Source organism: Algoriphagus sp., assembly GCF_013373065.1.
In the GTDB taxonomy this organism is placed as follows: domain Bacteria; phylum Bacteroidota; class Bacteroidia; order Cytophagales; family Cyclobacteriaceae; genus Algoriphagus.
In genome coordinates this window covers 247116-260339 of sequence record NZ_JABXIN010000002.1, presented here as the reverse complement: position 1 = coordinate 260339, position 13224 = coordinate 247116, and the positions used below count along the sequence as shown (strand labels likewise).

Below are 13224 nucleotides of genomic sequence, written 5' to 3'. Positions count from 1 at the left end.
TCACCCTTTTCGATTTCCTCTTTCAGGTCGGCGATCAATTCTTTGTTTATCTCAGAGAAGTTGTTAACAAAATTCAGAGGATTTTGAATTTCATGAGCTATACCAGCAGTCAGTTCACCCAGAGATGCCATTTTCTCAGATTGAATCAGTTGGGCTTGGGTTGATTTAAGTTCAACCAAGGCCTTTTCTAATTTTTCCTTTTGTTTTTCGATTTTTGAATTTTGGACTGCAAGTAATTCATTCGCCTTCCGACGATTGCGATTGTTGATGACGAGGAGAATGATAACAATCACTGTAAATGCAATAGCGGCCAGGAAGGAATAAGTACGCGTTTGAGATTGGATCAAAATTTTCTCTTTTTCCAATTCTTGCAAAGCAATTTTCTCGTTGAACCCCATGTTTTGGAAAGCCATAAGGTTCTTTTTTTCGAGGACATGAATGCTGTCATTCAAGGTTACATATTCCTTCAAATACCTAAATGCACTATCCTGCAGATCTTGTTTCTCATAGATCTTTGATAAAATATAGTAGGTATTAGCGAGTTTGTCATCCGACTGCATTTGACTGAAAATATCTTTTGCGTCGATTGCATACATCCTTGCTGAGTCCAACTTAGAAAAAGCAAAATATAATTGGGCTAAAGACAGGTATACATCACCCGAAATAGAAAGTGTATTTTTCTCATTGCTGAAAAGAATTCCCTTTTCAAAAAATACCTTGGAGGAGTCGAAATCTCCCCTTGCTTCATAAACCCTCCCCATCAACCAGAGGATATAACCCCCGTATTGTCCATCAATTAAGTCATTTGCATCCAAGGCTCTTTGTACAAAAAGCTTTGCAGAGTCTAGCTCACCAAGTTTTAGGTAAACTTCTCCAAGATTCATAGTGCCCCATATGTATGCTAAAGAATCTCCTACAGATTCAGATAGATCCATTGCTTTTTGATGGCTATTAACCTGTTCCGAAATATTACCTGTTCTGCCAAAAAGGAGCCCAAGACTATTATAAATACTAGCTAACCTTTCAATTCTTTTTGATTTCAATTTATTGGCATCACTGATCCCAATGATTGATTTTTCTGTTAAGGGGTCTTCTGCAATTTTTACTGCTCTTGAAAATGCATCCAGAGACTTTGGGTAGTCATTACTGTTTGAATAAGCATATCCAAGCCAATCCAGGATATCTGCTTCTTTCATTTTCAAGTCCAAATTCTCTGCAATTGCTAGAGCCTTATTTAAATACCAGATTGAACTATCAATATTTACTTCAGCATAAAAAAGTCCTATTTCATAATTAGTTTGCAGGAGCACCGTATCGTTTGGTGCATTTAAAAGAATTGCGTGTAAACTGTCTGGCTTATTAGTCTGAGCTGAGGCGAAACAAGAAAATAGCAGTAGATATACCAGAAAGGCAGCTTTGATTTTATCACTTAATACTTTTTTCATGCTATCAGGAAATTATTGGTAAAGTGATGACAAATACTGCTCCCTCTTGCTCTTTATCATGGATACTGATTTTACCGCCATGTGCTTTGATGATATCATTGGTTATACTAAGCCCCAAGCCAGTTCCCTCTGTTCCTTTTTTGGTGGTAAAGAAGGGCTGGAGAATCTTGTCTTTGATCTCATCAGGGATTCCGGGGCCATTGTCTTCTACCTCAATAAAGACTTGATTTTTTTCAGATTTGGTCCGTACGGTGAGTTTGGGTTGGTAGGAGCCAGGAACTTCTTCAGTCTTCTGTGTCATGGCATCAAAAGCATTGTTACAGAGATTCACAATCACCCGAGAAAAGTCTTCTGAAATCAGATTGACTTTGCCTATTCCTTCCTCAAGCTGTAGATCGATATCTACATTGATTGGGGTTTTACCTGCACGCATGCCATGGAAACTCAAATTGACATATTCCTTCAGCAAAGCATTGAGGTCGGTGGGTTCCATTTTTCCATCTCCACCTCGGGAGTGTTGAAGCATAGAGGTTACGATTCCGTTTGCACGACTTCCATGTTCCAGAACCTTGGAAAGGTTTCCTTTTACATCCTCCAGAATGGCGATGATTTCTTCCTTTTCGTCCGAATCCTCTATTTTTTCCAACTCTTCAAATGCCTCATCGATCAGTTCATTGCTGACTTCTGAGAAGTTGTTGACAAAATTGAGTGGGTTTTTAATCTCATGGGCAATACCTGCAGTAAGTTGACCCAGGGAGGCAAGTTTTTCTTGTTGTACCAGTTGGTCTTGGGTGGCTTTGAGTTCGGCCAGAGCTTCTTCGGCCTTTTGTCGTGCAAGCTTGATTTCGACCAAATCCCTTTCCACCTGTAGGGCATTCGCTTCTGCCACTTTTAAGTCACTGAAACGGGTATATGTCAGGTCAAAAACGCCAGCAAATTTCTCCAGGAGATACAATGCCTCTTCCTGCAGAGGTTCTGGGCTGGAAATGATTAGCATTCCCTTGGAAAAAAATCCTAATGTCTGAACCCGCCTATTATGTAGAAAGGCTTTTTTAAATGGGATTTTGATTTCATTGATCAAATAATTGAGCCAACTTTTAAGCTCATCCCCTTTCAAGTCTACCACAAAGGATTTAGCTCCCTTTTTCCAAGCAGAATAAGCTTTGGAAATTGTAGTGGGTTCAGAAATCCGGCCGGAGAAGCTGCTGTTCAGTTTATTTCCGCCTTGTTCGGTGATCCAAAAGTCTATTGTTTGGTTTTCCTCGTTGACAATGCCGATGTTAATCCGCTCATGGGTGACACCTAGGATATTCAATTGTTCAAAAAGAATATAAGCGGCATCGGCAAGTTCCTCCGAGGATTGCATGGCCATGGTCCGACTTCTTACTCTTTCCAATGCCGCCTCAATCTGTGCTTCTCTTGCCTGTTCCTCTGCTTTTTTGATATCCAGGAAGCGGGTATAGGTCAGGTTGAATGCATTGGCAAATCTTTTTAACAATTCATCCTCCTCATCACTAAAGGGAATTGTGTTGTATCTTCCAATACCCACCGACGTATCTTTAAAAAAGATAGTTGATCGCGTAAAACCAGGTTTGTTATACAAATAGTCTTTTGCCTCTGAAGGTAAATCCTTGTAAACAGTTTTGGTCAATGTATAATCCAACCACGTATCTTTTTCTTCTTTGTCATAGACATCTTTAAAAAAATCCGCTTTGCCATTTTTAAAGTCTTGAATACATTCTTTAGATCGGATGAAAATAGGATGGTTAACCTCCGGAAAATGAATGTAATCTGTAACGGCACTTTCATCTCCGGTGACCGTGTATATCCACAAATTCCACTCGCCCAACTGTAATCCATTGCTGAAAAATGCTGTTTCCATTTGGACACCAAGCTTAACGAGTTGTTCGCTCAACAAATTGATGACCTCTAACAAGTCCTCCTGTTTTTGCATGGCCATGGAAGCAGACCGCACCTTTTCTAGAGCTGATTCTATCTGTGCTTCTCTTGCCTGTTCCTCTGCTTTTTGAAGATCGAGAAAGCGGGTGTAGGTTTGGTCAAATACTTTTGAAAAACGGCTCAAAATTTCAGCCTGAACTTCGCTAAGTGGTTCTATGGATGAAACGTGTAAACCCCCATAATTATAAAATGAAATGGTGATGTATGTTTTTTCAACTTGTTTAAATATTTCCTTTATCTCATCAGGAAAATTTTTGAAGCCGGTATGATTAAAAAGATAATCATCCGTCCTTTTTTTGTTTTCCGACTCTAATAGATACGTCCATTTCGGATTCCGCTGCTCCCATCCTTCAAAAACTTTCTTGAAATAGGGAAGGTTGGTGAATGGCACATGGTAAGATTCCGGTAAAAAAGTATTGTTTATCGGTGCAACCCATAATGTTGCCTCAAGTGATTCTTTGTCAATGATCCAGAAAATGCAATTATCCAGTGCAAATTCAAGTTTCGCTAATTCCCGTTGCAACAAACCAATAGCATCTGCAAGCTCCTCACTTTTGTGCATTGCTAAAGATCGGCTTCGCACTCGTTCCAACGCTGCTTCAATCTGAGCTTCACGTGCTTGTGCTTCTGCTTTTTGGATGTCGAGATATCGGGTATAGGTCTGTTGAAATACCTTACCAAAACGTTTGAGGATTTCATTTTCTTCTTGGGAATAAGGTATTCCAGAAAAATTCTCAATGTAAAGGCCGATATCCTTTTCGATGACTGTCGATATGGCTAGTCCGGGACAGGTGAAATAAAAACGTCTTGCTTTTTCAGTCAAGCCCTCGATATGGGCAAGCAATATTTCATAAAAGCTGTTTTTTTCCTCAAAATTGAGAAGGGTGGTAAAGAATTGCTTACCATTCTTTTTTGCTTCGGTGAACTGCTGATCCCAGACCAGATCAAGATAGGGAACGGTGATTTTAGCAGGAATATCCTGAGTTTCTGCCACCCAAAAATGCCAGTCTTTTTTGGGTTCATATTCAACGACAATTCCCGCATGTTCGGCATTAATTTTCAAAAGGGCCAGCTGGTCAAAGATTACTTTTACTACCTCTTGGAGGTCTTTACTTTTTTGCATAGCCATTGTACAGGAACGAACCCTTTCCAATGCCGCTTCAATTTCCAACTCCCGGTTTTTACTTTCCAACTCAATTGTTCTGCGTTTTATAGCTTCCTTGAGTTCCATATTTTCCGCACTTACTTTGTCAAGCCCGATGCTTTCTCCTTCATCAGATTTTGAGTCGGGCATGGAGAAGTGCTGGTAAATAAATCGCCAACCTTCATTTTTTTGCTGCATGACGGAAGTCAACCGAAATCTGCCGTAGTAGGTCCATTCCGCATCATTGAGAAACCAGAAATCGCAAAAATGGGTAATGAAGATAGAATCATCGAAAACTTCCAGAATTTTGGTTTCATTTCGCAGGTCGGTAATTCCGGCAAACTGCTCACCCGTGCCTTCAAAAAATGTAATAGAGTCATTTCGGTTTAAAAATTCTTCGTTGCTGGTGGAGCCGATAAAGTGGTAAGCCTCATCCAGATAAGTACTGTAAGTTTTTATATCAGCATTGAGGTAAGCCTTTAGCCAAGCATCATATACTTCCCAAATTTCAGTTTCCTGTATCTTATTGATTTTCATGTGGTTTAATTTACAGGAATTGAAATAAAAAATACTGTACCTGTCTTTTCTGAGGGCGAACCCTGGTTTTTATTGGTTTGAATTTCAATGGTTCCCCCATGCGCTTTGATAATGTCATTGGTTATACTGAGCCCTAAACCGGTACCCTCTGTCCCTTTTTTGGTTGTAAAGAAGGGCTGGAGAATCTTATCCTTGATCTCATCAGGGATTCCGGGGCCATTGTCTTCAACTTCAACCCTGACCTGATTTCCTTCGGATTTTGTTCTGACGGTGAGTTTGGGTTGGTAGGAGTCAGACCCTTGGAGGGTCTTTTCGCGCATCGCATCAAAAGCATTGTTGCATAGATTCACAATCACTCGTGAAAAGTCCTCCGTAATCAGGTTGACTTTGCCTATTCCTTCCTCAAGTTGAAGGTCTATATCTACATTGATAGGGGTTTTACCGGCCCGCATGCCATGGAAACTCAAATTCACATATTCCTTCAGCAAAGCATTGAGGTCGGTGGGTTCCATTTTGCCGTCTCCTCCTCGGGAGTGCTGCAGCATAGAGGTCACGATCCCGTTAGCCCGCTTTCCATGTTCCTGAACCTTGGAAAGATTTCCTTTCACATCTTCCAGAATGGCGATGATCTCTTCCTTCTCCTCCGAATCCACTAACTTTTCCAACTCCTCAAAAGCCTCATCGATCAGTTCATTGCTGACTTCGGAAAAGTTGTTGACAAAATTCAGTGGGTTTTTGATCTCATGGGCGATGCCAGCGGTAAGCTGACCCAAAGAGGCGAGTTTTTCTTGTTGAACTAGTTGGGTTTGGGTAGCCTTGAGTTCGGTCATCGCTGACTCAATCTCCGCTTTTGCCTGCTCCAGTTTGACAAAGTCTTCATAGCGTGAATAGGCTATGGCAAATGCTTCGGATAGTGATCTGATCAAGTCAATTTCATCTTCAGAAAGTGGTTCTTTAGAACCTACATAAAGCATCCCCTGGGTAAAGGGTACAAAGTGAAGATTCAGGGATTCAGGAGGCGCGGCTGCACCTTGATAGGTCTTTCTGTCTTGAATCAGATCCTTCTCCATCATTTGATTGATCCAACTCACAAAATCCTCCTTATCCCAGTGTTGCCTGAAAACCTCTCCTTTTCTCCAAGCTTGAACCGTCTGGTAGGTAAGCTCACTCGATTTGAAGGGAAGGTGTAATGCACCTAAGGATTGGCCTTCGGAAGATGATAAATAAGCTTCTACAATTTCTTCTTTTACATTGATAATGAATACACCGCAGCGAATGAAGGGAATTTCCATTGCGTTAAGCTCTTTGAATAAAAGCGGTGTAATCTTATCCAAATCAGCAGCTGTTCGCATGGCTGAAATATCCGCACGAACCCGATCCAAGGAGGCTTGTCTCAGGGCAGCTTTAGCACTAGCTTGTGCTACCTGGAGATCCTGAAAGCGTGTAAAGGCAAAGGCAAATACTGCTGTGGCTCTTCTCATTAAATCCCAACTTTCGGCTGAGATCGAACCTGAGGAGGCTGCGCCTAAGAATCCGTCTGAAAATTTATAGAGGTGATAGGTACGCTCAGGAATCGTTTCTCCATAGAATTCACTCTTGCCTAGAAGCTCAGATTTACTTTCACAGTATCGAATCCATTCAACTCGCTGTTCCCCCTTCATTAGAATGGATGCTTTTTTCTCTTTAGACCGATAGAACTTCAGCATTTGTTGACCAACCCACGTATCCTGCAGATCAAGAACCATCTGATCGGAAACGCTTCGTGCAGGTTTCTGACTGTTTTTTATAGTGAACCAGCACTGTGTCAAATTACTAGTTTCATCATGGATGTAAATGGAGCTGGTCTCCAATTCCTCTACTCCCAGAATACCCATTTCTTCGCGGAGCAACTGTGCTACTTCTGTCAATTCCTCCGGATCTTGCATGGCTAAGGAGCGGGAGCGGACTTTTTCCAATGCTGCTTCAATTTGAGCTTCCCGAGCCTGATTTTCTGCCTTTTTAAGATCCAGGAATCGGGTGTAGGTCAGGTCAAAAACCTGGGCAAAGCGCTTAAAGATATCTTCCTCCTCGCAAGGAACTTCGGTAATGATGACGAGGTATCCGGTCTTAAAGTAGGCTGCATGCAAGCGTTGCCAGTTAGGGCGGGAAATACCTGAACCCTCCATTTCCTCAAAAATTTGCGCTGCAATGGGAATTTGTAACAACCAATCGTAATGCTCTTGGAGTTGCTGGTCTTCCAGTGTGACGGTTCGGTAGCTTTCTCCCTTCTCCCAGCCTTGATAGAGGCTTTCATGTGCGTAGTCTCCAACATTTGGAAGGAAAAAGGGATCGATTAGACCATTGGTTGCGCTCAACCACCATTCATCTTCTTGGCGATTTTTTTCACAGAGGACAAAGCCGCAAGTCCATAAATTATCAACCAGGGTATTCAACTCATTAAACAATAGAGTCGCTACATCTCCAAGTTCCTCTGCTTTTTGCATTCCCATGGTGCGGGATCGGACCCTTTCCAAGGCGGCTTCTATTTTAGCTTCTCTAGCTTGTGCTTCTGCTTTTTGTAGATCAAGGAAGCGGGTGTAAGTTTGGTCAAAAACCTTGGTAAATCGCTGGAAAATATCATGGGTCTCAGGTACTTTTTCATAGGTAATGAAAAGCAGGAACCCATGGGAGAATTTGCAGAGATGGTTGATCTGATAAGTGGGAAGTGAAAGTCCGGCATCCTGCAGTTCTTGGAATACGGGGCCTAACTGAGGAAGGGATTTCATAAAATTGTAGTGACTCTCAATGGCTTCTCCTCCTAATTCCTGGATGAAAAAGGTTCTTTCACTGTGCATGAATTTATCCCATTCTTCGAAGGAAACCTCTCCATAATGAGGGAGCAAAAAAGGTTTTTGAAGGGTGCCTTCACTACTCATAATGCAGGTACTCGATCTGCGATCCTCCAATAAAATGCAATAGCCACAACTCCATGCAGGTATTCCTAAACCTTGGACTTCCATAAAGAGTAGGTTGGCTACTTCCGGGAGTTCCTCACTGGACTGCATACCCATGGTTCGCGCCCGGACTTTTTCTAAGGCAGCCTCGATTTTAGCCTCCTTCGCCTGTGATTCGGCTTTTTCCAAATCCAAAAAGCGCTGATACGTACGGCCAAATTCGCGGGCAAATCGGCTGACGATACTTTTTTCTTCTTCGGTAGCTTTTCTAGAATGATTGAAACCTAGGTATCCAAATTGGAAGTGGCCTTGTGTGGTAAATAAACCATTTGGGAAGTCTGTCGGATTTATTTTATGTCCTTCTGGCAGGGCGGCCATTATCTCAGAAAGTAAATCCCATAGATAGGGCAGATCTTCCGGAGCGTAATCAATAGTATTTACAGAATTGGGTTCACAGTTTTTCCATTGCTCGAAAGCCTGCTTCCAGGCCTCAATGGCATGAATGTCGATCAATTGTTCTGCTACCACCCCATTATCAGCGGTGGTCGTCAGTCGAATACTGAAGGTTTCATTTTCTTCATCAAATAATGTAAGGTGTGTCAATACTGGATTGATCCCAAGAAGATCAAATTGATCGAAGAGCACACAGAGCACATCGGTAAGCTCATCGGTCTGATGCATAGCCATAGCTCTGGCACGAACCCGCTCCAGTGAGGCTTCGATTTGAGCTTCTCTAGCTTGCTTTTGTGCTTTCTCTATATCTAAATAGCGCTGGTATAAACGCCCAAACTCACTGCCAAATCTGCCTAATATTTTTTTCTCTTCGTCAGTAGCTTCTCTACTTTGATTGATTCCCAGATATCCAAATTTGCAGTTTGCCTCGGTGGTATGAATACCATTCGGGAAGTCTTCAGGACTCATTTTTGACTCTTTCGGCAGGGAGGAGAAAATTCCATCAAACAATTCCCAAACTCTAGGCAGCACCTCTGGTACAAAGTGGATTTGAGTAACAGTTTCTGGATTTTGGGATTTGAACGTTTCTACCGTGTGGGACCAGCTATCCATTGCATCCAGTTGCACTATTTGTTCGGCATGAACCGGTTTACCATCCCTGCTTGTCATACGATAGGTGAAAATATTCTTGTCGAGATCAATCAAGGTCAAGTGAGTCCAGAGAGCATCTACTCCTAATTGACTCAATTGATCAAACATCAAGGCGAGCACCTCCGTCAATTCCTCTGGATCGTGCATAGCCATCGCTCGAGACCTGATTCGCTCTAATGCTACTTCGATTTGTGCCTCTCTCGCTTGGGACTCGGCTTTTTGTATGTCCAAAAATCTCTGGTACACTCTTGTAAATTCCTGACAAAATCTGGAGAGTATATTTTTCTCTTCTTCAGTTGCGGTCCGTTGATGGTCGTAGCCCAAATAACCAAAAGGTGTGTAGCCTGCCATGGAATAGCCTCCTTCTGGGAAATACTCTATTTTCATTCTTTCCTCCTCCGGCATCGCATCAAAGGTTTCAGAGAATATTTCAAAAACCTGTGGAAGGACTTCCTTGGAATAAAAAATGACCTCTACCGAGTCGGATTGGTCATGGATAAACTTATCATAAAGCCCCTGCAACTCTACCATACTATCTACATGAACAACCTGTTTTTGAGGCTGTCTATGTCTTGATTTTCCGGAAGCTCTATAGGTAAGCGTTCTATTTTCCCGATCAAAAAGACTTAAGTAGACATTCATCGGATGGATGCCTAGCTGGTCAAATTGTCTGAACAAAACACTAAGTACCTCATGGAGTTCATCCGTGCTTTTCATAGCCATGGATCGGGCACGGACCCGCTCTAAGGCTAATTGAATTTCTGCTTCCCTGGCTTGGGCTTCTGCCTTCTTCAGATCCAAGAAGCGGGTGTAAGCTTGTTCAAAAACTTTGGTAAACCGCTGGAGAATTGAGTGGTCTTCTTCAGTGATATCGTGATTCTTGGCCAATGCTAGGACTCCATACTTATGATTGCAGTCCAGGACCTCCATTCGATCCATTTTTTTCTTTTTCTGGATCTGATCAAAGCTCGGATGACCTGTTATCCTGCTGAGCTCCTGCATAATTTTGTCAACCTCTTTCTTTCCTTTCCAGGACAGGTAAGAAAAATTTTCTCCGGCCCTCCAGCTTCTAATGGAGGTGTCTTCAAAAGGTCCTAAAGGAACGATTGCCGTGTAAGGTTCTTCAATCACCCCTTCAACCGGGGAAAACCAACAATTTGAAATCCCTTCCTCCAGAATAAAGATATTTATCCAGACCTGGTAGAATTCTAGCTTCAGTTCAGCAAACTGTGAAAAAAGTACGCTGACGACATTTGCGAGCTCATTTGTGTTTTGCATAGCCAAGGAAGCCGAACGAACTCGCTCAAGAGCGGTCTCAATTTGGGCTTCACGGGCTTGTGTTTCTGCTTTTTGAAGATCCAGGAAACGGGTATAGGTCTGCTCAAAAACCTTCCCGAATCGATGGAGCAAATCTTCCTCTTCTTTGGTGGGTGGTTCAGTATGTGACTTACTCAACATCCCAAATTTGTGATTGGCTTCTAAAAACTCTAATCGATCTAATTGAAGTGTTTTTTGACTATGGGTGAAATAATTGGACCCTGTCATCTCATCACAAGCTTTGAAGAACTGAACCAGCTCATCTTTATCCGTAATGGTCAAATAGGAAAAAGGTGCTCCTTCTAGCCAACTCTTGATGGTCGTCTTTTCGAAAGGGGCGGTAGGCATCTGAAAATGCTGAGGCTTGTCATAAATTCCTTCTATGGGAGAAAACCAGGTGTCAAAATAACCTTCCTCCAAGTGTAATATGGTGATCCAGGCCTGAGCAAAGGCGACTTTTAATTCTTTTAATTGTTCAAAAAAAACGAAAACCACCTTAGCTATGTCTGCTGTAGTATGCATAGCCAAAGACGCAGAACGTACCCGCTCCAGACCGGTCTCAATTTGGGCTTCCCGTGCCTGTGCTTCTGCTTTTTGGAGATCAAGGAAGCGGGTGTAGGTTTGCTCGAAGACTTTGGCAAACCTTTGAAAAATATCATGGGCCTCCGGTACCGGTTGGTAGGTAATGAAAAGAAGGAAGCCATGCTTGAAAAATGCAATATGGTCATATTGTGACTCGGGTAAAGAACCTCCTGATGCCACTACTTCCCGTAAGGCATCACCCATCACCGGAATGGTCATGATGTACTCATAATGCGCCTTGCAGGCCTCTCCCAGAAATTCCTCAACATGGAATGTTTCTCCTGCTTTTCCCTTTTCGTAAAACTTTAGAAAGAAATTCTCTCTGGGTGTTTTATAAAACGGAAGGGTTCCAGCTTTGCTGCTGAACCATTCGTAGTCCCCTTCTGGATCATCAGCATAGATATGGAATGCACAGCCCCATGTATCTATTCCCAAGGCTCTGACCTGCTGATCCAATACCTTAGAAGCTTCAGTCAATTCATCAGAATGCTGCATGGCCATGGTCCTGGCCCGAACTCTTTCAAGGGCCAGTTGTATTTCTGACTCCCTTGCCTGCGCTTCTGATTTTTGCAGGTCTAAGAATCGAGTGTATGCTTGGTCAAACACTTTGGCAAAACGGGTAAAAATAGACACATCTTCATAGGGCTCAAGAGTGATGATGAGTAAGTACCCCCGAGAAAAATAGGCAGCATGCCATTTTTGCCAATTCGGAAAGCTCATGCCCGAAGCCTGGATCTTTTCAAACAAGGGTTTGGCAGAGTCAACGGAGAGCATGTATTCATAATGTTTCCGTAACTCTTCTCCTTCGGCGGAATGTGTAAATAAGTCTAGTTTGTTTTTCCAGCCATCATACATTCTCTGATGGGTGGGTTCTTCCGTATGGGGCATGGCAATAGGAGGGAGGACACCTTTTTCATTTGCAAACCATACTTCATCATCTTTCTGGTCTCCATTACAAATTACTACTCCACAGGCCCACAGCTCTCCTCCCAAACTCCTGATTTGCTGAAATAAAACATCGGCTACTTCCAGCATTTCGCTACTGTCATGCATAGCCATTGCCCTAGCTCGGACCCTTTCCAATGCCGCTTCAATCTGCGCTTCCCTTGCCTGCGCTTCAGCTTTCTTCAGGTCAAGGAAACGGGTGTAGGCTTGCTCGAAAACTTTGGCGAAGCGATCAATTATCGAATTTTCTTCAGGGGTAAAAATATGGTCGTCAAAATTGAAGATGAAAAGCCCCGTATTTTTTTGAATGCCCCAAGAGGTTCTGAAGCCGTGCTCTATGGATTGAATTTTTTTCCATCTTTCTTTTGTGACTGTTCTCCCTAAATCGGTATGATGGTATACATGATTGTAAAAATCCAATGTCTCTTCTCGGGTCAGATTAAAACTGGTAAATGAGGCCCCACCATCTTTGGCTTCCCAAAATCTGATAAATACTGGGTTATCGAAATAAGGAATATTGATTTGGACAGGATAAGTCATGTCCGGTGTGGCAGACCAAAAATGAAAGTCCCGAGATTGGTCTTCAAAAGTGATCAATTGACATCCATCTACCGGAAGGTTCAGGCTTTGAAGTTGATTGAAAGTTACTCCAACTACTTCCTCGAGTTCTTGGCTATGGTACATGGCCATAGAATGGGATCTAACTCTTTCTAATGCAGCTTCTATCTCAAGATCCCGATTTTTCTTGACCAAATCGGAAGTTTTTTCTGCCACAAGCTTTTCAAGTTCTTCTGCTTTTTGTTTCCAATTTTCAACTCCCCAGGTATCTTCTTCACTTTTAACTTCTTCGGGTTTGGAACCATGCCAGTGGACCACTATCCACCTACTTTCCTGGTATTCAAGAACCATGGAAAAGCGCATTTTCATTTCAACTTGATCCGAGCCAGCGGTTATCCTTAAAATCAAATCATCGACATAGATTGCTGAATTTTCTCCTTCCAATACTCTCCGATGTACGGGCTCGATGTGGTGTTGTATTTTTAATCCAATTGCCTGTTCCTCTTGTCTTTTGATTAGGTCAATAAAATCTTTCCGAGAGAATATTCGCTCATCTTCCGTAGTACCAAATCCCATGATGTTTAGATCAATTAGATGGTCTAACTCGTCCATAATTGGCTTGATATTTAGCCCGATATCTATGAACTCTTGGTAGGCTTGGTTAAGTAGCAGCTCCTTTTTCTGATTCATGGGAAAAAGA

The 13224-nt window shown here is 42.4% G+C and carries 2 protein-coding genes and 1 pseudogene; all 3 read right to left on the bottom strand.

Annotated features, from left to right (window positions below; all coding sequences use genetic code 11):
* A pseudogene (locus tag HWE15_RS02435) lies at positions 1 to 1445 on the bottom strand (hypothetical protein); the annotation flags it as partial.
* A gap of 4 nt (positions 1446 to 1449) precedes the next feature.
* Entirely contained in the window at positions 1450 to 5085 is a 3636-nt protein-coding gene (locus HWE15_RS02430) for an ATP-binding protein (RefSeq protein WP_290505903.1), read from the bottom strand.
* 5 nt (positions 5086 to 5090) lie between these two features.
* Positions 5091 to 13214: an ATP-binding protein gene (locus HWE15_RS02425; protein WP_290505902.1), complete on the bottom strand. Its 8124-nt coding sequence runs from the start codon at positions 13212 to 13214 to the stop codon at positions 5091 to 5093.
* Between the last annotated feature and the right edge of the window lie 10 nt (positions 13215 to 13224).

Excerpts from the sequence above, each read along its gene's own strand:
- HWE15_RS02430 (WP_290505903.1), bottom strand. The coding sequence starts at position 5,085 with ATGAAAATCAATAAGATACAGGAAACTGAAATTTGGGAAGTATATGAT.
- HWE15_RS02425 (WP_290505902.1), bottom strand. The coding sequence starts at position 13,214 with ATGAATCAGAAAAAGGAGCTGCTACTTAACCAAGCCTACCAAGAGTTC.